Origin of the sequence: Kitasatospora sp. NPDC058478 (genome assembly GCF_042720345.1) — a bacterium.
GTDB lineage: Bacteria > Actinomycetota > Actinomycetes > Streptomycetales > Streptomycetaceae > Kitasatospora.
Genome location: NZ_JBHXML010000052.1, coordinates 43,314 through 66,966 on the forward strand (window position 1 = coordinate 43,314; position 23,653 = coordinate 66,966).

Below are 23,653 nucleotides of genomic sequence, written 5' to 3' on the forward strand. Positions count from 1 at the left end.
GAACGTGCAGGAAGGGCCCGCCTCGGCGGGCCCTTCCGCGTATCCGGTGGACGTCAGAGCGCGCCGCGGCGCTGCAGCACGTTGTAGGAGATCCAGCCCGGCAGCACCGGCAGCCAGAAGGTGAGCGCCCGGTAGAGGAAGACCGCCGGGGTGGCGACCGCCGGCGACACGTCCGCGACCGTCAGGGCGCCGATCAGGGCGACCTCGACCGGGCCGATGCCGCCCGGGGTGGGGATCGCCGAGCCGGCCGCGTTGGCGGTCAGGAAGACCACCGCGACCGCCGAGAAGCTGACGTCGCCGCCGAAGGCCTGCACCGAGGCGTCCAGGCAGGCGGTGAAGGACAGGGTCAGCAGCAGGATGCCGCCGAAGCCGGTGACCAGCTTGCTGGGCGTCTGCATCAGGTCGAGCATCCGCGGCACCACGCCGAAGAACAGCGAGCGCAGCCGGCCCAGCACGAACCGGCGCAGCGGCGCGACCGCCGCCACCACCAGGGCGAGCACGGCGGCGGTCAGCACGCCGATGATCACCGCGCGGGAGGCGGACAGGTCGCCGTTGGTCTGGCTGCCGGTGATCAGGCCGAAGCTGAACAGCAGCAGCAGGTGCCCGGCCAGGCCGGCCAGCTGGGAGGCGCCGACCGAGGCCACCGCCTGGCCGGAGCGGATCCCGGCCTTCTGCAGGTAGCGGGTGTTGAGCGCGATGCCGCCGATCGCGGCGGGCGCGACCAGCTTGACGAAGGAGCCGGCCAGCTGGGCCGCGACGGTGCGCCGGAACGGCAGCTTCTCCGGGACGAAGCCGGTCAGGCTCATCGCGGCGGCGACGTAGCTGAACGCGGCCGCCAGCAGGGCCGCCGCCGCCCAGACCCAGTCCATCTGGGAGAGCTTGAGCTGGGCCGGCTTGATGGTGGTCAGCGCCAGGTAGGCGGCGAAGGTGAGCGCGATCACCATGATCAGGCTCTTCGGCTTCAGCCGCTCCAGCTTGGCCGGCTCCATCGGTGCCTCGGGGGCGATCTGGAGGATCTGGCCGCGGATGCGGCTCAGCAGGTCCTCGCCGGCCACCGCGATGTCCTCCTCGGCCTGCTGCTGGGTGCGCTCGCCGGCCGCGACCTGCTCCAGCGCCCTGGCCCGGGCGACGGTCTTGCGTTCCTTGGTGAGCCGCGAGAGGTCGACCCTGGTGGAGCGGCTCATCCCGACCGGCTGGAGCAGCGGCAGCGCCTGGGCGACCCGGTCGGCGCCGAGCACCGCGTTGGCGGTGGCGACGGCCCGCTCCGGGCCGATCCGCAGCGCGAAGGTGGTGACCAGCTGGGCGACGTCGATGCGCAGCGTCAGGTCGGTGGCGGCGATGTCGCCGCCGGAGAGGTTGACCAGGCAGGCCGTCTTCTCGTCCACCACCAGCAGCGACTCGCCGGTCAGCCGGCGGTGGGCGATCCGGCGCTCGTGCAGGGCCGCCACCGACTCCCAGAGCGAGGCCATCACCCGGTCGGTGACCTCCTCGTCGGAGAGCTCGTCCAGGATGCGGCCCTCGACCTTGCCGTAGACCAGGATCGCGGCGTCCGGACCCAGCTCGGAGGTGGCGACCAGCTGCGGCGCGCGGGCGCCCGAGGCGGCCGCCGCGTAGGCGATCAGGGCCTCCTGCTCCAGCGCCTGGCGCAGCGACTGCGGGCTGCGGCGCACCGCCACCGAGCGCAGCCGCAGCCGCCGCCAGGCCCGGTAGAAGAAGCCGGAGGCCTGCTGCTCGCGGTCGATGATGTGGACGTCCAGCGGCGGGCCGCTCTGCTGGGTGACGTAGTAGCGGCGGGTGCCGCCGGGTGCGTCCGGGGCGCGGTGGGCGCTCTCCGGGGTGAAGCCGACCTTGCGCAGGCCGATCATCAGGTGCTGGCCGGTGGGCCGGATGTTCGGGGAGCCGATCGCGTACAGCGTGCCGTACGCGACGGACCAGCCGATCAGGACGGTGAGCAGCAGCGACAGCGGGGTGGTGTAGCCGCCGAGCAGTTCGGTGATCCCGCTGAAGACCACCACCACCCACAGGGCGACCCGCCACCGGGGGCGGCTCGACATGCCGACCGCGGTCATGTAGGCGATCACCGGGGCGAGGTAGCCGTGCACCGGGTCGGTGAGGGTGCCGTTGCTGTCCATCGGCAGCCTGGTCAGCGCGTCCCGGATGTGGTCGGAGGCGCCCTCGGCCACCCACCAGTCGATGCCCAGCGAGACGCCGTAGGCGAGCACCGAGGCGAGCACGCCGTCGGCGACCCGCAGGCCGTCGCGTTTGATCAGCCGCTCGACCGCGAAGGCCAGCGGTACGGCGAGCACCGCGACGCTGGAGAGCAGGCCGGTGATCGTGGAGAGCACCGCGGAGAAGTGCGGCGCGTTGGTGGCGATGTCCTGTTCGATGCCGGTGGTGGTCGAGGTGGCGATGCCCGCCAGCACGAAGACGGCGACTATGCCGAGGACGCCGGCCAGGAAGCGGATCAGGTCGGACGGGCGGTGCGCCCGGGCGGCGAGCAGGGGCTCGTCGACGTCCAGGTGCGGGGTGTCGCCCAGCGGGTCGTGGTAGTCGGGCAGCGGGCGCCGGGCCGGCGGCGCGGCGGCGGCCGGATCCCCGGGGGCTTCGGCGGCCGGTTCCCCGGGGGCTTCGGCGGCCGGTTCCCCGGGGGCTTCGGCGGGTTCGGCGGGTTCTTCGGAGGCCTCGGCGGGCGCGGGGGTCTTGATCGTCAGGTCCTTGATCAGGGAGACTTCCGGTGTCGGCCCGGTCGCGGGCCCATCACCGGGAGCCGAGGGCACGGCGGCGGCGGACTCGTCGGAGTCCTCGTCCACACCCACGTCAGCCGTCCCGGTCATCTGGTCTTGTCCTCGTATCACCACTCACCGCCCCGAAGATGGTGGCATGCCTCGGCGCCCCGTGCTGGACAGGGGCCGGATCGGGCGCGGCGGATCGTTCGTACGGGGCCGCGGGTGCGCCCCCGTGAGGAAGAATGCCGCAGGTGACGGACGTAACAGACGACGGCCTCCCGGACACCCTGCCACCCTTCGCCGAACTGGTGCTCGACCTGACCGAGCGGATTCCACCCGGCAGGGTGATGACCTACGGGGACGTTGCCGAGTACCTCGGCCAGGGCGGCCCCCGGCAGGTCGGCCGGGTGATGGCCCTGTACGGCGGCTCGGTCCCCTGGTGGCGGGTCATCCGCGCCGACGGCCGCTTCCTGCCCGGACACGAGCACCGCGCCCTCGCCCACTACGGCGAGGAGGGCACCCCGCTGCGCGAACTCGCCGACCCGCCCCGGGTCGACCTGCGGCGGGCCCGCTGGGACGGGCGGGATCCGGGCGGCGAGCAATGAGGTCGCCGCAAAATGGGGATGCCGCGGACCGGGGGATGCCGCGAAACGGCCGCGCGGACGGGAATGACGGGGCAGGATCGTAGGCTCGATACGGGCGGGCCCCGGCGGGCCCGCCCGGCCACGCCTCCAGCACAACCCCAGGATCCGCCTCCGTGAGTTCCCCGTACCGGCTCGTGCGCAGCCCGCTCGTCCAGCCCGCCCCACCCGTGCTGGACGAGTACCAGCGCGCCGTGGTCGAGCACGGCGGCGGGCCGCTGCTGGTGCTCGCCGGCCCCGGGACGGGCAAGACCACCACCCTGGTCGAGGCCGTCGCCCGGCGGATCGAGCACGGCACCGACCCCGAGCGCATCCTCGTCCTCACCTTCAGCCGCAAGGCCGCGACGGAACTGCGCGACCGGATGTCCGCCCGGCTCGGCTCCTCCTCGGCCGCCCCCCAGGCCACCACCTTCCACTCCTTCAGCTACGCCCTGCTGCGCGCCCACCAGGACCCGCAGGACTACGCCGAACCGCTGCGGCTGCTCTCCGGCCCCGAGCAGGACGTCATGGTCCGCGAACTGCTGGCCGGCGGCGCCGAGGACGCGAAGCTCGGCAGCTCCCGGATCCACTGGCCGCTCGACCTGCGGGCCTGCCTGACCACCCGCGGCTTCGCCGACGAGGTCCGCGCCGTCCTCGCCCGCAGCCGCGAGCTGGGCCTGGGCGAAGCCGAACTGGAGCGCTTCGCCCAGGGCGTCCAGCGCCCCGACTGGGCCGCCGCCGCGCACTTCCTCGCCGACTACCTCGACGTGCTCGACCTGCGCGGCGTCCTCGACTACGCCGAACTCGTCCACCGGGCCGTCCTGCTCGCCGAACGCCCCGAGGTCGCCGAACAACTGCGGCGGCGCTACGAGGTGGTGTTCGTCGACGAGTACCAGGACACCGACCCCTCCCAGGTCCGGCTGCTGCGCCAGCTGGCCGGCGGCGGCCGCGAACTCGTCGCGGTCGGCGACCCCGACCAGTCGATCTACGCCTTCCGCGGCGCCGACATCAACGGCATCCTCGACTTCCCGCAGACCTTCCGCCGGGCCGACGGCGAACCCGCCGACGTCAAGGTGCTGCGCGTCTCCCGCCGCTCCGGCGCCGTCCTGCTCGCCGCCTCCCGGGAGCTCGCCCGGCGGATGCCGATGGGCCGGCTGCCCGCCGACAAGCTCGCCCAGCACCGCGCGCTGCTGCCCTCCCGCGAGGGCGGCCGGGCCGAGGTCTACACCTACCCCACCCCCGGCGCCGAACTCGACTCGATCGCCGACCTGCTGCGCCGCGCCCACCTGGAGGACGGCGTGCCCTGGGGCGAGATGGCCGTCCTGGTCCGGGCCGGCGCCCGCTCCATCCCCGGCGTACGGCGGGCGCTCAGCGCGGCCGGCGTCCCGCTGGAGATCGACGGCGACGACCTGCCGCTGCGCGAGGAGCCGGCCGTCGCCCACCTGCTGCTCGCCCTGCGGGTCTGCGCCGAGCAGGCCGCCCGCGACCGGCACGGCGACCCCGACACACCCGACCCGCTCACCACCGACCTGGCCCACGCCCTGCTCACCGGCCCGCTCGGCGGCCTCGACGGCTCCGACCTGCGCCGCCTCGGCCGCGCCCTGCGCGAGGAGGAACGCGCCGCCCTGCGCGCCGACGGGGACCCGGCCGCCCCCCGCCCGGCCGGCGACCTGCTGCGCGAGGCCCTCGCCGAACCCGAGCGGCTGATCGCCCTCGACCCCGCCCACGCCCGCCGGGCCCGCGACCTCGGCACCCTGCTGCGCAAGGTCCGCGAACGCCTCGCCGGCGGCTGCACCGCCGAGGAGGCGCTCTGGGAGCTGTGGGACGGCAGCCGCCGCTGGCGCGAACGCCTGGAACGGGCCGCCCTGCGCGGCGGCGCCGCCGGCCGCAACGCCGACCGCGACCTCGACGCGCTGTGCGCCCTGTTCGAGACCGCCGCCCGCGCCGAGGAGCAGGTCACCGGCCACCGCGGCGCCCTCGACCTGCTCGCCGAGCTCGACGCCCAGGACATCGCCGCCGACACCCTCACCGTCCGGGCCGTGCGCCCCGAGGCCGTCCGGCTGATGACCGCCCACCGCTCCAAGGGCCTGGAGTGGCGCCTGGTCGTCGTCGCCGGCGTCCAGGACGGCCTCTGGCCCGACCTGCGCCGCCGCGGCTCCCTGCTGGAGGCCGACCGGATCGGCCGCGACGGCCTCGCCGAACCGCTCTCCCCGGGCGCCCTGCTCGGCGAGGAGCGCCGGCTCTTCTACGTCGCCGCGACCCGCGCCCGGGAACGGCTGATCGTCACCGCCGTCAAGGCCCCCGCCGACGACGGCGACGAGCCCTCCCGCTTCCTGCGCGAGCTCTACCGCGAGGACGTCGACCCGCGGACCGGCAAGGTCGTGCGCCGCACCCCGCCCGTCGTCGTCGAGGACGTCACCCACCGCCCGCGCCGCCCGCTGTCCGTCGCCGCACTGGTCGCCGAACTGCGGGCCGTCACCGTCGACCCGGCCCGCTCGCCCGAACTGCGCCGGGCCGCCGCCGAACGGCTCGCCCTGCTCGCCACCGCCACCGACGACGAGGGCCAGCCGCTGGTGCCCGCCGCCCGCCCCGACCGCTGGTGGGGCCTGGCCGACGCCACCGCCGCCCCCGACCCGCTGCGCAGCGCCGACCTGCCGGTGCGGCTGTCCGGCAGCGGCCTGGAACAACTGGAGAACTGCTCGCTGCAGTGGTTCCTGGACAAGGAGGTCAAGGCCCGCGCAGCCGGCTCCGCCGCCCAGGGCTTCGGCAACGTCGTGCACGCGCTCGCCGACGAGGTCGGCTCCGGGCGCACCCCCGCCGACCTCGCCGTCCTGATGGAACGCCTGGACACCGTCTGGGACGCGCTGGCCTTCGACGCGCCCTGGAAGTCCCACCAGGAGAAGACCCAGGCCCGCGCCGCCCTGGAGCGCTTCCTCAACTGGCACGTGCTGGAACGCGGCCGCGACCTCGTCGCCACCGAGCACGGCTTCGACGTCACCCTCGACGCCGGCGGCGTCTCGGTGCGCATCCGCGGCTCGATGGACCGGGTCGAGAAGGACGCGGCCGGGCGCGCCTACGTCGTCGACTTCAAGACCGGCAAGCACATCCCCACCGACAAGTCGCTGCCCGAGCACAAGCAGCTCGCCGTCTACCAGCTCGCCGTCCGCGCCGGGGCCCTCAACGAACTGCCCGGCTTCGCCGACCGCCCCCCGGCCACCGGCGGCGCCGAACTCGTCCACCTGCGCGAGCCCGCCGCCAAGGCCGCCCAGGACGCCCCCAAGGTGCAGCGGCAGGACCCGCCGGAGGGCGAGCCGTGGATCGAGAACCTGCTCGCCGACGCGGCCGGCCGGGTCCTCGCCGAGCGCTTCGTCCCGCAGACCGGCGGCGGCTGCGACCGCTGCACCTTCCGCCGCAGCTGCTCCGCCCAGCGGGACGGGGCGCAACTCGTCGAGTGAAGGTTGTCCGCCGCTCCGGTTAACGTTGCGGGGTGACCGCCGTGCTCAGCCATCCCGACCAGCTCAAGGAGCTGCTGGGCATCCCGTTCAACCGGGAGCAGATGGCGGCCATCGGCGCCCCCCTGGAACCGGCCGTGATCGTGGCCGGCGCCGGCTCCGGCAAGACCACGGTGATGGCCGCCCGGGTGGTCTGGCTGGTCGGCTCCGGCGCCGTCCGGCCCGAGGAGGTGCTCGGCCTCACCTTCACCAACAAGGCCGCCGGCGAACTCGCCGAACGCGTGCGCACCGCCCTGCTGCGGGCCGGCGTCACCGGGCAGGACGCCGCGGAGCCGCTCGGCGAACCGGAGATCTCCACCTACCACGCCTTCGCCGGCCGGCTGCTCAAGGAGCACGGCCTGCGGATCGGCATCGAACCCGACGTGCGGCTGCTCGCCGACGCCACCCGCTTCCAGCTCGCCGCCAAGGTGCTGCGCACCGCCCGCGGCCCGTTCCCCGCGCTCACCGGCACCTTCGCCAACCTGGTCGCCGACCTGATCGCCCTGGACGGCGAACTCGCCGAGCACCTGGTCGAGCCGGACACCCTGCGCGCCCACGACGAGGACCTGCTGGACACCCTCGCCACCGTCAAGCTCACCAACGACGACCTGCGGGCCGTCCCCGCCACCGCCCGGGCCCGGCTGGAACTGCTGCGCCTGGTCGAGGACTACCGGCGCCGCAAGCACGCCGCCGGGCTGATGGACTTCGGCGACCAGATAGCCGCCGCCGCCCGGCTCGCCCAGCAGCGGCCCGAGGTCGGCGCGCTGCTCCGCGGCCAGTTCCGGGTCGTGCTGCTCGACGAGTACCAGGACACCTCGGTCGCCCAGCGGCTGATGCTGGCCGGCCTGTTCGGCGCCGGCCCCGGTCCCGGCCATCCTTTTGCCGGCCACCCCGTCACCGCCGTCGGCGACCCCTGCCAGGCGATCTACGGCTGGCGCGGCGCCTCCGTCGCCAACCTCGACGAGTTCCCCCGGCACTTCCCGAAGGCCGACGGCCGCCCCGCCGCCCGCTACGCGCTCAGCGAGAACCGCCGCAGCGGCGGCCGGCTGCTCGCCTTCGCCAACGAACTCGCCGCGCCGCTGCGGGCCATGCACGAGGGCGTCGAGGCGCTGCGCCCGGCCCCCGGCGCCGAGCAGGACGGCTACGTGCGGGCGGCGCTGCTGCCCACCCACGCCGAGGAGGTCGACTGGCTCGCCGACTCGATCGCCCACCTGGTGCGCACCGGCACCGCGCCCGGCCGGATCGCCGTGCTGTGCCGCGGCGGCGCGGCCTTCCCGGACATCCACGCCGCCCTGGTCGCCCGCGAGGTGCCGGTCGAGGTGGTGGGCCTGGGCGGGCTGCTGCAACTGCCCGAGGTGGCCGACCTGGTGGCGGTCTGCGAGGTGCTCCAGGACCCGACCGCCAACGCCGCGCTGGTGCGCCTGCTGATCGGCCCGCGCTGGCGGATCGGCCCGCGCGACCTCGCCCTGCTCGGGCGCCGGGCCGCCGACCTGGTGCGCACCGACCGGCCCGAGGGCGTGGAGGCGCTGACGGCGGCCGTCGCCGAGGCCGACCCCACCGAGGTGGTCTCGCTCGCCGACGCGGTGGAGACCTTCCTCGACGCGGAGCAGCCCGACGAACTGCCCTTCTCCGCCGAGGCCAGGGTCCGCCTGGCCCGCCTCGGCCAGGAGCTGCGCGACCTGCGCCGCTCGCTCGCCGACCCGCTGATGGACGTGCTGCACCGGGTGCTGGCCGTCACCGGTCTGGAGGTCGAACTCGCCGCCTCCCCGCAGGCGCTGGCCGCCCGGCGGCGCGAGACCCTGCACGCCTTCCTGGACGTCGCCGCCTCCTTCGCCGACCTCGACGGCGACCCCGGCCTGGCCGCCTTCCTCGGCTTCCTGCGCGCCGCCCAGGAGTACGAGCGCGGCCTGGACAGCAGCCTGCCCGGCGGCGAGGACACCGTGAAGGTGCTCACCGCGCACAAGTCCAAGGGCCTGGAGTGGGACGTCGTCGCCGTCCCCGGCCTGGTCAAGGGATCGTTCCCGTCCACCACCTCGCGCGAGCGCTGGACCAGCAGCAAACGGGTGCTCCCGCACGCCCTGCGCGGCGACGCGGACACCCTGCCCGACGTGCGCGGCGGGTGGGACGGCAAGGCCATGACCGCGTTCAAGCGGCAGCTGGCCGAGCACTCCGGCACCGAGGAACTGCGCCTGGGCTACGTCGCGTTCACCCGCCCGCGCACGCTGCTGCTGGCCTCCGGGCACTGGTGGGGGCCCAGCCAGAAGACCGTCCGCGGCCCGTCCGCCTTCCTGGAGCAGCTGCGCGAGCACTGCGAGCGGCCCGGCGCCGGGGAGGTCGAGCACTGGGCCGAGCAGCCGGAGAAGGGCGCCGAGAACCCGGCGCTGGCCGATCCCGTCGAGCGCCCCTGGCCGCTGCCGCTGGACCCGGCCGCCCAGCTGGCCCGCCGCCGGGTCGCCGAGGTGGTGCACGCCCGGCTGGCCGGCGCGCCCGCCCCCGAACCCGAGCCGATGGCCGCCGAGGACCAGCGCCAGGCGGCCTCCTGGGACCGCGACCTCACTGCGCTGCTGGGCGAGTTGGAGCGCTCCCGGCGCACCGCCCGCGACGTGCCGCTGCCCGCCGCGCTGTCCGCCACCCAACTGCTGCGCCTGGCCGCCGACCCGGACGGCTTCGCGCGCGACCTGGCCCGGCCGATGCCGCGCCCGCCGCAGCCGGCCGCCCGGCGGGGCACCCGCTTCCACGCCTGGGTGCAGTCCCGGATCGAACCGCTGCTGCTGATCGAGCCGGGCGCGCTGCCCGGCGCCGACGACGACGGCATCGAGGACGAGCAGGACCTGGAGCGGCTCAAGGAGGCGTTCCTGCGCACCCCGTACGCCCAGCGCCGGCCGCACCGGGTGGAGGCGCCGTTCCAGCTGGTGCTCGGGGGGCGGGTGGTGCGCGGCCGGATCGACGCGGTGTACCGGGACGGTGACGTGACGTCAGTAACCGGTGGCGCGTCACGCTACGAAGTGGTGGACTGGAAGACCCACCGCGAGGAGACCGCCGACCCGTTGCAGCTCGCGGTCTACCGGATCGCCTGGGCCGAGCAGGCGGGCGTTCCGCCGGAGCAGGTCACGGCTTCCTTCCTGTACGTCCGCAGCGGGCGGATCGTCCGTCCGACAGGACTTCCCGACCGAAAAGAGTTGGAACGGCTCCTGATCGGGAACAGTGAAGAATGAGTCACGCAGAGCATTCAAGTCATCACGGCAGCGCCCGAAACCTGTGCGCCATGCACGTTTCGTGCCTATTGTGGGGTCGGTAACCGGTCAACCCCCGTGCTCCGGCCGCCAGCGAGGCCCGCATTCCCTAACCCTCAGTCATCACCGCAGGTGCCCCCGGGCATCGGCGTCTTCTGCTGGAGTAACCGACGTTGAGCGCGACCGGATGGATCAGAGAGCGGTTCACCGGGCCGACCCCGGGACCCGCTCCGGGCACGACCGGCACCTGGCCGAGGACGGCGCTCGCGCTGCCCTTCATCGGCATGGCGCTGATCGTCGCCCTCGACTTCGTCAGCAACACCGAGGTGACGGTCGAACCGGCCCTCACCGCCGTCCCCGCGCTGGCCGCCGTGGTCAGCCACCGAACCTGGTACCCGCTCGCCATCGGCCTCTTCACCGAGGCGGTGGCCTTCCTGATGGCCTTCCGCAGCGACGCCCTCGACCAGTCCGTGCACGCCGCCAGCGTCTTCGCGATCCTGCTGGTCGCCCTGATCGGCTGGGTCAGCGCCACCCTTCGGCTGCGCCAGGAGCGGGCGCTGGCCGACGCCCAGCTCGTCGCCTCGATCGCCCGCCGGGTGCTGCTGCGGCCCGTCCCCGAGCGGGTCGGCACCGTCCAGGCGGCCGTCCACTACGAGGCCGCCGCCGCGCACGCCAGGATCGGCGGCGACCTGTACGAGGTGGTCAACACCCGGCACGGGGTGCGGGCCGTGGTCGGCGACGTCCGCGGCAAGGGCCTCGGCGCGGTCGAGACCGCCGCCGCCGTCCTCGGCGCCTTCCGCGAGGCCGCGCACCAGGAGCCCGCACTGGACCGGGTCGCCGGCTGGCTGGCCGTCAGCCTCGACCGGGCCCTGCACGAGAACGACCACCCCGGCGTGGAGGAGGAGTTCGTCACCCTGGTGCTGATCGGCGTCGGCGCGGACGGCACCGCGGAACTGGTCAACTGCGGCCACCCCTCGCCGCTGCTGCTGCGCGGCGGGGACGTCCGGCCGCTCGAACTCGCCGAGACCGTCCCGCCGCTGGGCGTCCTCGACCCGGCCGACGTCCGGCCGCCGGTGCACCGGGTGGCACTGCGGCCCGGCGACCGGGTCCTGCTGTTCACCGACGGGGTGATCGAGGCCCGCGACCGCTCCGGCGCCTTCTACCCGCTCGCCGAACGCCTCCCGCGCTGCGCCGACGGCCGCCCGGCGGACGTCCTGCAGCGCCTGCACGAGGACGTGGTGCGCCACGTCGGCCGCCAACTCGGCGACGACGCGGCCATGCTGCTCCTCCAGTACGCGCCGGCCCCCGCCGCCGGCCCCCAACTACCGCACCAGCACGGCATCCTGTCCCGCCAGCGCTAGGTTCGGACAGGACCTAGGTCCTGTCCGGCCGATCTTGCCGGGCCCGCGACTCCGGGCATCCCGCCTGGACGCACGCCCGAATCGCCCAAGTACGACCCAGTACGAGGACGATCCGGGCGCACGCCCAGCCGGGCGCCCAACGCCGCGGGCTGATCCGCCAAGATCGACCGGACAGGACCTAGAGCGAGACCTCCACCAGCAGCGGCCGGTGGTCCGACACCGCCGCGCGCGGCGCCGCCGCCGGGCCGACCGCGGCGCGCGGCACGCCGACCGCCAGCACGTGGTCGAACTGCACCGCCGGGCGGTGCGAGGGGTACGTCGGGGTGCGGGCCAGGTCGTACCAGCCCTGCAGCCGGGGGCGGGGCTCGCGCACCCGGCGCCGGCGCGGCTCGGCCAGGGCCGGCCGGGCCCGCCGGGCCGCCCGCAGCTCCCGGACCCGCGCCCGGGGCGCGGTGCGCTCCAGCGCGGTCGCCCCGCCGAGGACGGTGCGCGGCACCGCGCCGACCAGGTTGAAGTCGCCCAGCACCAGGTACGGCTGCGGCAGGTCCGCGATCCACCGCCGGATGCCGGCCAGCTGCGCCATGTTCCACCCGGGGACGAAGGACAGGTGCGCCGCCACCACGGTGAACGGGCCGTGGTCGCCCTCCAGCACGGCCGCCAGCGCCGCCCGCGGCTCGTCCGGCACCGGGGTGAGCCCGCGCCGGCCGGCCACCCGCAGCGGCAGCCCGAACGGAGCCGGGGCGAACCGGCGGGCCCGCCAGTGCCGCACCGGGAGCCGGGTCAGCAGCGCGGTGCCGTACGAGGGCGGGGCGCCGTCGCCGACGTCGCCGGGCCCGTACACCCGCAGGCCGCCGGGCACGGAGGGCTCCGGCACCCAGCCCGCGACCGGCGCCGGGCGCCCGTGCAGGGCGGCGGCGAACCGCCAGTCGGCGGCCCCCATGGCCTTGGCGGCCACCGCGGCCTGGTCGGTGCCGCCGGAGCGGGACTGGTGGCGGTCCACCTCCTGCAGGGCCAGTACGTCGGCGTCCAGCGCGGCCACCGCCTCCGCCAGCGGCCCGCCGGCGTCGGCGGGGTAGGGCCGCGGGGCGCCGTCCGGGGCGAGCGGCTGACCGTGCAGCAGGTTGAAGGTGGCGATGCGCAACTGGCTCACACCGCACGACGGTACCCGCTCGCCGGGGGAGGGGGCGCGGCTTGAGCCTGTAGGGCATACCGGGTATACATACTGAGTATGTCCATCCGACACGGTCTGCTCGCCCTGCTCGACCAGGGCCCGCGCTACGGCTACCAACTGCGCACCGAGTTCGAGGCGCGCACCGGCGCCACCTGGCCGCTCAACGTCGGGCAGGTCTACACCACGCTGTCCCGACTGGAGCGGGACGGCCTGGTCGAGCCCGCCGGAGAGGACGACGAGGGCCACCAGTTCTACGCCGTCACCGAGGAGGGGCGCACCGAGCTGCGGGCCTGGTTCGACACCCCGGTGCCCCGGACCAACCCCCCGCGCGACGAACTGGCCATCAAGCTCGCCATGGCCGTCACCGTCCCCGGGGTGGACGTCTCCGCCGTCGTCCAGGGCCAGCGCCGCCACAGCATCAAGGCACTCCAGGACTACACCCGACTCAAGGGCCGCGCGCTGGCCGGGGAGTCACGGCCCGGCATCGCGCCCTCCGCGAGCAACGACCTGGCCTGGCTGCTCGTCCTCGACCAGCTGATCTTCCAGACCGAGGCCGAGATCCGCTGGCTCGACCACTGCGAGACCCGGCTCCACCAGCATGTGGAGACCGAACAGGCCCGCGCCGCCGAAGCCGCCCGCGACGGCGGCGCCACGGCCGCCCGGCCCACCCGCCGCCGCTCGCGCACCTGACCGCGCGCACCCGACCGCGCCCGCCGTAGCCCACGTACCCGACCCCGCCCGCCGCTGACGCACCTGACCCCGGCGGCCACCCGAACCATCGGCCCGGACCCGACGCCGAGCCCACCACCAGCACAAGGGGGGAACCATGTCCCACACCGACCCGGCCCGGCAGACGCCGGTACTGCACCTGGAGAACGTCACCCGAGTCCACGGCCAAGGCGCCGCGGAGGTCCAAGCCCTGCGCGGCATCGACCTCAAGGTCCACCCCGGCGAGTTCGTCGCCGTCATGGGCCCGTCCGGCTCCGGCAAGTCGACGCTCCTCACCCTCGCCGGCGGACTGGACACCCCGACCACGGGCCAGGTCCTCGTCGAGGGCGTCGCCCTCGGCGGGCTCAACCGCAAGCGGCTCGCCCAGGTCCGCCGCCGCTCCATCGGCTACGTCTTCCAGGACTACAACCTGATACCGGCCCTCACCGCCGGCGAGAACATCTCGCTGCCGCGCGAACTCGACGGCCTCTCCGCCCGCGCCGCCCGCCGCGAGGCGCTCGCCGCCCTGGAGGAGCTCGGCATCCCCGAGCTCGCCGACCGCTTCCCCGACGACATGTCCGGCGGCCAGCAGCAGCGCGTCGCCATCGCCCGCGCCCTCATCGGCGAGCGCCGCCTCGTCCTCGCCGACGAGCCCACCGGCGCCCTCGACTCCACCACCGGCGAGGCCGTCCTCGCCGTCCTGCGCGCCCGCTGCGACGCCGGCGCCGCCGCCATGATGGTCACCCACGAGGCCCGGCATGCCGCCTGGGCCGACCGCGTGGTCTTCCTGCGCGACGGCCGCATGGTCGACGAGAGCGTCAGCCAGGACGCCGCCAGCCTGCTCGTCAGCGCCGCCACCAACAGCATGAAGGTGGACGAGTGAAGCTCAGCGCCTGGCGGGTCGCCCTGCGCATCGCCCGCCGCGACGCCCTGCGGGCCAAGGGCCGCAGCGCCCTGGTCATCGCCATGGTCGCGCTGCCCGTCCTCGGCGTCACCGGCGCCGACGTGGTCTTCCGCAGCGCCGACCTCGAACCCGCCGAACACGTCGTGCGCGTCATGGGCCAGGCCGCCGGCGAACTGCAGATGGTCGAACGCGGCTCCACCGTCCTCCAGGCGCCCGACCCCGACAAGGGAATGACCACCAAGAGCGCCAAGGACGAGGCGAAGAACGGCGCCGCCCCCCAGCACACCCCCGCCCAGCAGCGCAGCCTCGACACCGAGCCCGCCGAACTGGCGAAGCAGCTGCTCCCGCCCGGCGCCACCCTCGTACCCGAGCGGCAGGGCCCCTACATCGCCGCCGGCAGCTCCCAGGGCCTGCTCAGCACCGGGACCACCGAACTGGACCTCACCGACCCGGTCTGGAACGGCCGCGTCAACCTGGTCAAGGGCCGCGCCCCCGCCACCGACGGCGAAGCCGCCGTCACCCGGGACTTCCTCACCCGCTCCGGCCTCAAGATCGGCGACCGGACCGCCGTCCGCGGCCTGGAGGACAGCCCCTTCACCATCACCGGCGTCGTCGAGTACCCCGGTGAACTGACGGCCACCGAGATCATCGCCCGGCCCGGCACCCTGATCAGCAAGCTCGCCAAGCTCCCCGGCGCCGACCGCAGCCGCAACGCCGGCACCGACGCGCCCACCCGCTGGCTCGTCAAGCTCCCCGCCGGCGCCACCCTCGACTGGCCCAAGGTCACCGAACTGGGCGGCTACGGCTTCGCCCTCGCCTCCCGCGCCGTCCTGCTCGACCCGCCGGCCCGCGCCGACGTCCCCTACTACGTCGAGGCCGACAAGCGCGGCGGCCCCACCCCCGGCTACCTCGACCGCACCTCCGTCGTCATCCTCGCCACCGTCGTCGGCATGGCCCTGCTGGAGATCGTCCTCCTCGCGGGCCCCGCCTTCGCCGTCGGGGCCAGGCGCTCCCGGCGGCAGCTCGGCCTGCTCGCCGCCGGCGGCGGTGAGCGCGCCAACATCCGCGCCGTCGTCCTCGGCGGCGGCATCGTCCTCGGCGTCACCGGCGCCGTCGTCGGCCTCGGACTCGGCATCGGCCTGGTCGCCCTGCTGCGCACCCGGGCCGAGGAGTACGCCGGCCAGCGCTTCGGCCACTTCAACCTCCAGCCGCTCGACCTGCTCGGCGTGCTCCTGGTCGGCCTGGTCACCGGCCTGCTCGCCGCCGTCGTGCCCGCCGTCCAGGCCTCCCGCCAGGACGTCGTCGCCGCGCTCACCGGCCGCGACTCGCTCAAGCCCCCGAGCCGCAGGCTCGCCGTGGTCGGCCTGCTGATGCTCGGCGGCGGCTCCGCGCTCGCCCTGCTCGGCGCCACCAGCGGCTTCGCCAACCGCAGCCTGTCCGTCCTCGGCGGCTCGGCCGTCGCCGAACTCGGCATGGTCGCCCTGACGCCCTACCTGGTCGGCCTGTTCGGCCGGCTCGGCCGCTGGCTCTCGCTCGGCCCCCGGCTCGCCCTGCGCGACTCGGTGCGCCACCGCGGCCGCACCGCGCCCGCCGTCGCCGCCGTGATGGCCGCCGTCGCCGGCACCGTCGCGGTCAGCGTCTACCTCGCCAGCTACGACGAGGGGAACCGCCGCGAGTACACCGCCGCCGCCCCCTCCGGCGCCGTCCTGCTCGGCAGCGGCTGGCTGCCCGCCTCCGAGGGCAATCTGCTGCCGCAGATGCGCGACGCGGTGGAACGCAACATCCCCGCCCTCGGGCCGCGCGCCGACGTCCAGCGCGTCAACTACAAGGGCGACTGCGCCGACGGCGGCAGCAGCTGCGGCTACATCCAGGTCGCGCTGCCCGAGGAACTGCGCTGCCCCGTCCTCGACGACACCGAGCGGAGCACCAGCGAGACGGAGCGCATCCTCGGCACCGACCCGCGCTGCCAGGTCTCGGGCCACCGCGGCAACCAGTTCAGCAACCTCTCCGCGGGCGACGCCACCCTGCTGCACAACCTCTACGGCGTCACCGACCCGGCCGCCGGGCAGGCCCTCGCCGCCGGCAAGGCCGTGGTCTTCGACGCGCGCTACCTCAAGGACGGCAAGATCGCGGTCGAGTTGAACGATCCGATGGAGGAGACCGACGGGTCGTCCCACGGGCCGTCCCCCAGGAAGCGCGGCCACACCGAGATCTCCGTCGACGCCGTCCTCGCGTCCGCGGCGGTGCCGGCCAGCGGCCAGGCCGTGATCAGCCCCGACACCGCCACCCGGCTCGGCCTCACCACCGCCCCGACCGGCTCGGTCTGGCTGCCCGACAGCTCCCCCTCCGACGGCTCCCAGCAGAAGGCCAACGGGGCGCTGGCCAAGCTCACCGACCAGGAGGTCCTCTCGATCGAGCGCGGCTACCAGTCCAGGGCCGACCTGATCGGCCTCGGGCTGTCGATCTTCGCCGGCATCGTCGCCCTCGGCGCGGCCGGCATCGCCACCGGACTCGCCGCCGCCGACTCCCAGCGCGACCTGACCACCCTCGCGGCGGTCGGCGCCGAGCCCCGGATCCGGCGTACGCTGTCCGGCTTCCAGTGCGGGGTGATCGCGGCCATGGGCACCCTGCTCGGCACCGTCTGCGGGATCGTGCCGGCGGTGGCCCTGCGCAAGGTCCAGGGTGCGGCGGCCACCGTCCCCGGGATGCCCGCCGAGATGATCGCCAACAAGTCGGTCGTGGTCCTCCCGTGGCTCACCATCGGGTTCACCGTGGTGGCGCTGCCGCTGCTCGCGGCGGGCCTGGCCGCGCTGCTCACCCGCTCGCGGATCTCGCTGCTGCGCCGCTCCGGCTGAGGTCCGTGCACCCTCCCGTCACCCCCGTCCGCGCCCCCTCCAATCCGGGGGCGCGGGCGGGGGTGACGGAGGTTACAGCCCCAACGGCGCCCGGCAGCCGGACGGCCGGGGCGGGCACCCGCACGGGCGAACTAAAGTCGTCGGTATGACGAGAACTCCGGACAGCGTCGTCCGCTCCTTCATCGACCAGCACCAGGCCGGCTTCCTCGCCGACCTCTCCGAGTGGCTGGCCATTCCCTCGGTCTCCGCCGACCCGGCCCGCGCCGGCGACGTGCGGCGCTCCGCCGAGTGGCTGGCCGCCAAGCTGCGCGACACCGGCTTCCCGGTGGCCGAGGTGTGGGAGACCGACGGCCTGCCGGCAGTGTTCGCCGAGTGGCCCTCCGGGGACTCGTCCGCGCCGACCGTCCTGGTCTACGGGCACCACGACGTGCAGCCCGCCGCGAAGGAGGACGGCTGGGAGACGGAGCCGTTCACCCCGACCGTGGTCGGCGGGCGGCTGTTCGCCCGCGGCGCGGCCGACGACAAGGGCCAGGTGTTCTTCCACACCCTGGGCGTGCGCGCCCACCTGGCCGCGACCGGCCGCACCGCGCCGGCCGTCAACCTCAAGCTGCTGATCGAGGGCGAGGAGGAGTCCGGCTCGCCGCACTTCGCCGACCTGGTCCGGCGCGAGGCAGGGCGGCTGGCCGCCGACGTGGTGGTCATCTCGGACACCGGCATGTGGTCCGAGACCACGCCGACCGTGTGTACCGGCATGCGGGGCCTGGCCGACGCCCAGATCGACCTGTACGGCCCGGACACCGACATCCACTCCGGCTCCTTCGGCGGCGCCGTCCCCAACCCGGCGCAGGTCGCCGCCGAGCTGGCGGCCGGCCTGCACGACGCCGACCGCCGGGTGGACATCCCGGGCTTCTACGACGGCGTGATCGAGCTGACCGACCGCGAGCGCGAGCTGTTCGCCGAACTGCCCTTCGACGAGGCGCAGTGGCTCAGGGTCGCCAAGTCGTACGGCACCCGGGGCGAGGCCGGCTACTCCACCCTGGAGCGGGTCTGGGCCCGCCCGACCGCCGAGGTCAACGGCGTCTGGGGCGGCTACACCGGCCCCGGCGGCAAGACCATCGTGCCGTCCTCGGCGCACCTCAAGCTGTCCTTCCGGCTGGTCGCCGGGCAGGAGGTGGAGAAGGTGCGCGAGGCCGTCCGGGAGTGGGTGGCCGCGCGGGTGCCCGAGGGCGTCCGCCACGAGCTGACCTTCCCGGGCGCGACCCGGCCCTGCCTGACCCCGCTGGACCACCCGGCGCTGCAGTCCACCGTCCGCGCCATGGGCCGGGCCTTCGGGCAGAAGATCCTCTTCACCCGCGAGGGCGGCTCCGGCCCGGCCGCCGACCTCCAGGACGTGCTCGGCGCGCCGGTGCTGTTCCTCGGCATCTCGGTGCCCTCGGACGGCTGGCACTCGGTCAACGAGAAGGTCGAACTGGACCTGCTGGCCAAGGGCGTGGAGACGGCCGCGTACCTGTGGGGGGACCTGGCCGAGAACTTCCGGCCCGGCGCGTGATCCCGCGCGGGCACACCATGGCAGTCAGATCACTCATCCGGATGATTCATCACGTGGGGATGGAACGAAGTGAGCACCGTGCCTGAGACCGAACGCCCACTGAACCTGGCACTGGCCCGGGCCGGGGTGGACCGGGCGGCCGAGCACCGGCTCGACGAGCCCTGGCTGGCCGCGGCCTGGAGCCACCCGGCCACCCGGGTGCTGCCGATCGCCGGCGGCGAGGCGTTCGTCGTCGACACCGCGCAGGGCACCGAACTCGTGCTGATGCCCTCCTTCGAGGCGCCGCAGACCGGGGACCGGTACTTCCTCGGCACCGACGAGGACGGCGTCTCGTACTTCGCGCTGGCCGGGGAGAGCCTGCCCGGGCGGCTGGACGGCGACGCCCGCCCGGCCGGGCTGCGCGAGGTCGGCGCGCTGCTGTCGGACCGGGACGCCGGACTGCTGGTGCACGCCGTCGCGCTGGAGCACTGGCACCGGCTGCACAGCTTCTGCTCGCGCTGCGGGCACCCGACCGAGAAGGCCGGCGCCGGGCACGTGCGGCGCTGCACCTCCTGCGCGGCCGAGCACTACCCGCGCACCGACCCGGCGGTGATCATGGTGATCACCGACGAGCAGGACCGCTGCCTGCTCGGCCGCCAGGCGCTGTGGCCGGAGGGCCGCTGGTCCACCCTGGCCGGCTTCGTCGAGCCGGGGGAGTCGATCGAGCAGGCGGTGGTGCGCGAGGTGCACGAGGAGGCCGGCGTGCGGGTCGGCGAGGTGCGCTACGTCGCCAGCCAGCCCTGGCCCTTCCCGTCGAGCCTGATGCTCGGCTTCACGGGCCGGGCGCTGCCGGGCGGCACGGCGATCACCGTGGACGGCGAGGAGCTGGCCGAGGCGCGCTGGTTCTCCCGTGACGAGCTGCGGGCCGGGATGGAGGCGGGGGAGATCCTGCCGCCCTCCGGGATCTCGATCGCACGCCACCTGGTCGAGCTCTGGTACGGCGGACCGCTGCCGTCGGCGGCGCGCTGGTAATCCCCGACGAATGGGGGGCGTGCGGGTTATCCCGCGCGCCCCCGTTTTTCTTTTCCCTTCCTTCCCGAATCCGACACGATCAGATGTTCGTGGCCGGACGGGCCAGTTCTGCTACCGCCACCCGCCACCCCGCGGCCGTCGTCAACCCGCGCGGACGACATTGCCGGAAACGGCTGAAACCCCGCCATCGCGCTCGCTACATTCACTCGGGTGACAATCCCCCGGGGCACCGCCCAATCCCCCAAATACCAGCGTCTCGCCGCCGACCTGCGCCGCCGGATCGCCGAGGGCGAGTTCACCGCCGACGCCGCACTCCCGGTCGAGAGCGAACTGGAACGCCAGTACGGAGTCGCCCGCAACACCGTCCGGCTCGCCGTCGACGTCCTGGTCAACGAAGGCCGCCTGGTCCGCCTCCAGGGCAAGGGCACCTACCTGCGGGAACACCCCGTCCTGGACCACCGCGCCTACGGCCCCACCCTGGCCCCCGCCCCCCGGGACTGCCTGGCCGTGCCCTCCGCCGTCTACCTCGGCGAGGCCGCCGAAGCCGGCCGCGAACTCACCACCGACTTCGAGATGATGATCGTCCGGGCCCGGGTCGACATCGCCGAACGGCTCGGACTGCGCCCCGGCGAGGCCATCGTGGTCCGCCGCCAACTGCGCCTGCTCGACCGCGAGCCGTACTCCATCGAGGAGAGCCACTACCGGGCCGGACTCGCCGCCGGCACCCCGCTGATGGAACCCGACCCGGTCGAGGGCGGCGACGAGGCCGTCCTCAACGAACTCGGCCGCACCGAGATCGGCGCCGTCGACCACCTGGTCGCCCGGATGCCCGGCCCCGAGGAGGCCCAGTGGTTCCAGGGCGGCCCCGGCGTGCCGCTGATGGTCCAGACCCGCGTCACCTACGACCGGCGCGGGCCCGTCCGGGTCATCGAGACCCGCTACTCGGCCGACCGCAGCCGGCTCGTCTACGGCATCGGCGACCTCGGCGCGCGCGCCACCCTGCCCGCGCCCGCCGCACCCGTCGACCCCGCCAGGGCCGACGCGCAGTGACGCGCGCCGGCCCGGACCCCGGGCCGGGCCGGCCCCGTTCAGGCCGTTCAAGCCTGCGCGGGCCGCTCGGACCGTTCAGGCCGTTCAAGCCCGCGCGGGCCGCTCGGACCACTCAGACCCCGAGGGCCTTCTTCACCTGCAGCAGGCTCGGGTTGGTCATCACGACCCGCTCGCCGCCGGCGTTCGGCGTCACCAGCACCGTCGGCACGGTCTGGTTGCCGCCGTTGACCGACTCGACGAACGACGCCGACGCCGGGTCCTCCTCGATGTTGACCTCCGTGTAACCGATCCCCTCCCGGTCCATCTGGCTCTTGAGTCGGTTGCAGTACCCGCACCAGGTCGTGCTGTACATCGTCACGCTGCCGGACATCGAGGAGGCTCCTTCAGGAAGAGGGCGTACGGTCTCAGGGCAGGAACGCCCACCGCGCGACGGTCATTCCGCACGGCCGCGCTCCGTCGCACCACGACGGCGCCCGAACGGCCCCGCGCGCCCCGGTGCGCAGCGATCATCCTGCGATCACACCGTGCCTGTGGACAACCCCGCCCCCGTTGTCCCAGCGGGCTGAGAGGATGGAAAGCATGCAGGAAGACCTCTTGAGCGGCAGCCCGTCCGACGGCCCCCACGGCTCCCTCTGGGCCGACCCCACCGCCGCCACGGGCCCCGACGCCGTGCTCGCCGGGCTCGACCCCGAACAGCGCGCCGTCGCCACCGCCCTGCACGGGCCCGTCTGCGTCCTCGCCGGCGCCGGCACCGGCAAGACCCGCGCCATCACCCACCGGATCGCCTACGGCGTGCGCAGCGGCGTGTACCAGCCCCAGCAGGTCCTCGCCGTCACCTTTACCGCCCGCGCCGCCGGCGAGATGCGCGGCCGACTGCGCCAACTCGGCGCCGACGGCGTCCAGGCCCGCACCTTCCACGCCGCCGCCCTGCGCCAGCTCCAGTACTTCTGGCCGCGCGCCGTCGGCGGCCCCGTGCCCCAGCTGCTCGAACGCAAGGTCCAGCTCGTCGCCGAATCCGCCGGCCGCTGCGGCCTGCGCGTCCAGCGCACCGAACTGCGCGACCTCACCGCCGAGATCGAATGGGCCAAGGTCACCCAGCTCGGCCCCGACGACTACCCCGCCGCCGTCCAGAAGTCCGGCCGCGAAGCCCCCCGCGACCCGGCCGAGACCGCCCAGGTCTACCGCGTCTACGAGGAGACCAAGAGCCGCCGCGGCGTCATCGACTTCGAGGACGTCCTGCTGCTCACCGCCGCCATCCTGGAGGACCGCCCCGACATCGCGGACCAGGTCCGCTCCCAGTACCGGCACTTCACCGTCGACGAGTACCAGGACGTCTCGCCGCTCCAGCAGCGGCTGCTCGACCAGTGGACCGGCCCCGGCGGCGGCGCCAGCCTCTGCGTCGTCGGCGACGCCAGCCAGACCATCTACTCCTTCACCGGCGCCACCCCCGACTACCTGCTCAACTTCCGCACCCACCACCCCGAGGCCACGGTCGTCAAGCTGGTCCGCGACTACCGCTCCACCCCGCAGGTCGTCCACCTCGCCAACGGACTGCTCAGCCAGGCCCGTGGCGAGGCCGCCCGCCACCGCCTCGAACTCGTCTCCCAGCGCGAGGCCGGCCCCGAACCCGTCTACACCGAGTACGAGGACGAGCCCACCGAGGCCGAGACCACCGCCCGCCGGATCAAGGACCTGCTCGCCACCGGCGTGCGCGCCAGCGAGGTCGCCGTCCTGTTCCGCACCAACGGCCAGTCCGAGGTCTACGAGCAGGCCCTCGCCGACCTCGGCGTCCCCTACCAGCTCAAGGGCGCCGAGCGGTTCTTCGAACGCCCCGAGGTCCGCGACGCCGGCGTCCTGCTGCGCGGCGCCGCCCGGGCCGGCGCCGACCCGCTCACCGCCGACGCCCCCGACCTCGCCGGCCAGGTCCGCGCCGTCCTCGCCGCCCGCGGCTTCACCGCCGAACCGCCCGCCGGCTCCGGCGCCGTCCGCGACCGCTGGGAGTCCCTCGCCGCCCTCGTCCGGCTCGCCGAGGAGTTCGAGCGCACCCGCACCGCCGCCGGCCACAGCGCCGACCTCGCCGCCTACGTCGCCGAACTCGACGCCCGCGCCGCCGCCCAGCACGCCCCCGCCGTCGAAGGCGTCACCCTCGCCTCGCTGCACGCCGCCAAGGGCCTCGAATGGGACGCCGTCTTCCTCGTCGGCCTCACCGAGGGCACCCTGCCGATCATCTACGCCAAGACCGACGAGCAGATCGAGGAGGAGCGCCGACTCCTCTACGTCGGCGTCACCCGCGCCCGCAGGCACCTCTCCCTCTCCTGGGCGCTCAGCCGCTCCCCGGGCGGCCGGGCCAGCCGCAAGCCCAGCCGCTTCCTGGACGGGCTGCGTCCCGGCTCCAGCGCCCCCGGCGCACGCACCGGCGGGCGGGGCGGGCGCGGGGGCGTGGAGCCCGGCGAGCGCTCCGCCGGACGGCGGGTCCGCGGCCCGGTCAAGTGCCGGGTCTGCGAGAAGGTGCTCACCGAGGCGGTCGAGCGCAAGCTGCGCCGCTGCGAGAGCTGCCCGTCCACGATGGACGAGGCGCTGTACGAGCGGCTGCGCGAGTGGCGGGCCCGGCAGGCCAAGAAGCAGGGGGCGCCGGCCTACGTGGTGTTCACCGACGCCACGCTCATGGCCATCGCCGAGGACGTGCCGGCCAGCCGCCAGGAGCTGGCCGTGATCTCCGGGGTCGGTGCGATGAAGCTGGACAAGTACGGGGCGGCCGTGCTCTCGTTGTGTGCGGGGGAGGAGCCCGAGGAGGATCCGGACGGCGTCGAGGACGGCGAGCCGGTCGATCCGGCGTGAGCCGGTCCGGGCGCGGTCCAGGGGAGTCTCCCGGGGGCCGCTCGGGGGACATTCGAACCCGCCGTGAAAAATAGTTTGCGCGGCATACCGGGAGCGCAATAGCCTGCCGGAGCGGTCAAGGGGACGAGATCGCACG

General features: G+C 74.8%; 14 protein-coding genes. 11 read left to right on the forward strand and 3 right to left on the reverse strand.

The features are described from left to right. Positions 1 to 53: 53 nt before the first annotated feature. Positions 54 to 2,834: a flippase-like domain-containing protein gene (locus ACFWPT_RS26960; protein WP_380484842.1), complete on the reverse strand. Its 2,781-nt coding sequence runs from the start codon at positions 2,832 to 2,834 to the stop codon at positions 54 to 56. Positions 2,835 to 2,968: 134 nt separating this feature from the next. On the opposite strand from ACFWPT_RS26960, the gene ACFWPT_RS26965 reads away from it, so the two are divergent. From ACFWPT_RS26965 to ACFWPT_RS26980, 4 genes are all read left to right on the forward strand, one after another. Then, positions 2,969 to 3,331 (forward strand): MGMT family protein, encoded by a 363-nt coding sequence (locus tag ACFWPT_RS26965; RefSeq protein ID WP_380378186.1) that lies wholly within the window; start codon positions 2,969 to 2,971, stop codon positions 3,329 to 3,331. A 152-nt stretch (positions 3,332 to 3,483) separates the two neighbouring features. Beyond that, on the forward strand, positions 3,484 to 6,801 hold the full coding sequence (locus ACFWPT_RS26970; protein ID WP_380484844.1) for an ATP-dependent helicase: 3,318 nt from the start codon (positions 3,484 to 3,486) through the stop codon (positions 6,799 to 6,801). Positions 6,802 to 6,833: 32 nt separating this feature from the next. After that, a complete protein-coding gene (locus tag ACFWPT_RS26975; RefSeq protein ID WP_380378182.1) occupies positions 6,834 to 10,052 on the forward strand; it encodes a UvrD-helicase domain-containing protein in 3,219 nt (1,072 codons plus the stop codon). Positions 10,053 to 10,243: 191 nt separating this feature from the next. Beyond that, complete coding sequence (locus ACFWPT_RS26980; protein WP_079135641.1) at positions 10,244 to 11,431, forward strand: PP2C family protein-serine/threonine phosphatase; 1,188 nt, start codon at positions 10,244 to 10,246, stop codon at positions 11,429 to 11,431. Between the two features lie 178 nt (positions 11,432 to 11,609). Here ACFWPT_RS26980 and ACFWPT_RS26985 read toward each other — a convergent pair whose 3' ends face one another. Further along, entirely contained in the window at positions 11,610 to 12,581 is a 972-nt protein-coding gene (locus ACFWPT_RS26985) for an endonuclease/exonuclease/phosphatase family protein (protein ID WP_363372609.1), read from the reverse strand. Positions 12,582 to 12,659: 78 nt separating this feature from the next. Between ACFWPT_RS26985 and ACFWPT_RS26990 the strand changes: the two genes are divergently transcribed. The 6 genes from ACFWPT_RS26990 (at position 12,660) to ACFWPT_RS27015 (ending at position 20,679) form a co-directional block, all read left to right on the forward strand. Then, positions 12,660 to 13,292: a PadR family transcriptional regulator gene (locus ACFWPT_RS26990; RefSeq protein WP_380484846.1), complete on the forward strand. Its 633-nt coding sequence runs from the start codon at positions 12,660 to 12,662 to the stop codon at positions 13,290 to 13,292. A gap of 136 nt (positions 13,293 to 13,428) precedes the next feature. After that, entirely contained in the window at positions 13,429 to 14,193 is a 765-nt protein-coding gene (locus tag ACFWPT_RS26995) for an ABC transporter ATP-binding protein (protein ID WP_063347908.1), read from the forward strand. Further along, complete coding sequence (locus ACFWPT_RS27000; RefSeq protein ID WP_380484848.1) at positions 14,190 to 17,069, forward strand: FtsX-like permease family protein; 2,880 nt, start codon at positions 14,190 to 14,192, stop codon at positions 17,067 to 17,069. The genes ACFWPT_RS26995 and ACFWPT_RS27000 overlap by 4 nt, the downstream gene beginning before the upstream one ends. Before the next feature lie 145 nt (positions 17,070 to 17,214). Continuing rightward, positions 17,215 to 18,618 carry a dipeptidase gene (locus ACFWPT_RS27005; RefSeq protein WP_063347906.1) on the forward strand — a complete coding sequence of 468 codons (1,404 nt, stop codon included), beginning with the start codon at positions 17,215 to 17,217 and terminating at the stop codon, positions 18,616 to 18,618. Positions 18,619 to 18,687: 69 nt separating this feature from the next. Then, a complete protein-coding gene (gene nudC, locus ACFWPT_RS27010; protein WP_208869073.1) occupies positions 18,688 to 19,629 on the forward strand; it encodes an NAD(+) diphosphatase in 942 nt (313 codons plus the stop codon). Positions 19,630 to 19,839: 210 nt separating this feature from the next. Next, the gene (locus ACFWPT_RS27015; RefSeq protein WP_363372614.1) at positions 19,840 to 20,679 is read left to right on the forward strand and encodes a GntR family transcriptional regulator; all 840 of its coding nucleotides are present in this window, start codon (positions 19,840 to 19,842) and stop codon (positions 20,677 to 20,679) included. A gap of 112 nt (positions 20,680 to 20,791) precedes the next feature. Here the strand turns inward: ACFWPT_RS27015 and ACFWPT_RS27020 are convergent, their stop codons facing one another. Beyond that, on the reverse strand, positions 20,792 to 21,049 hold the full coding sequence (locus ACFWPT_RS27020) for a mycoredoxin (RefSeq protein WP_063347903.1): 258 nt from the start codon (positions 21,047 to 21,049) through the stop codon (positions 20,792 to 20,794). 200 nt (positions 21,050 to 21,249) lie between these two features. On the opposite strand from ACFWPT_RS27020, the gene ACFWPT_RS27025 reads away from it, so the two are divergent. Further along, complete coding sequence (locus ACFWPT_RS27025; protein ID WP_079135640.1) at positions 21,250 to 23,517, forward strand: ATP-dependent DNA helicase UvrD2; 2,268 nt, start codon at positions 21,250 to 21,252, stop codon at positions 23,515 to 23,517. The last annotated feature ends 136 nt before the right edge of the window (positions 23,518 to 23,653 follow it).

Excerpts from the sequence above, each read along its gene's own strand:
- ACFWPT_RS26960 (WP_380484842.1), bottom strand. The coding sequence starts at position 2,834 with ATGACCGGGACGGCTGACGTGGGTGTGGACGAGGACTCCGACGAGTCC.
- ACFWPT_RS26965 (WP_380378186.1), top strand. The coding sequence starts at position 2,969 with ATGCCGCAGGTGACGGACGTAACAGACGACGGCCTCCCGGACACCCTG.
- ACFWPT_RS26990 (WP_380484846.1), top strand. The coding sequence starts at position 12,660 with ATGTCCATCCGACACGGTCTGCTCGCCCTGCTCGACCAGGGCCCGCGC.
- ACFWPT_RS26995 (WP_063347908.1), top strand. The coding sequence starts at position 13,429 with ATGTCCCACACCGACCCGGCCCGGCAGACGCCGGTACTGCACCTGGAG.
- ACFWPT_RS27005 (WP_063347906.1), top strand. The coding sequence starts at position 17,215 with ATGACGAGAACTCCGGACAGCGTCGTCCGCTCCTTCATCGACCAGCAC.
- ACFWPT_RS27020 (WP_063347903.1), bottom strand. The coding sequence starts at position 21,049 with ATGTCCGGCAGCGTGACGATGTACAGCACGACCTGGTGCGGGTACTGC.
- ACFWPT_RS27025 (WP_079135640.1), top strand. The coding sequence starts at position 21,250 with ATGGAAAGCATGCAGGAAGACCTCTTGAGCGGCAGCCCGTCCGACGGC.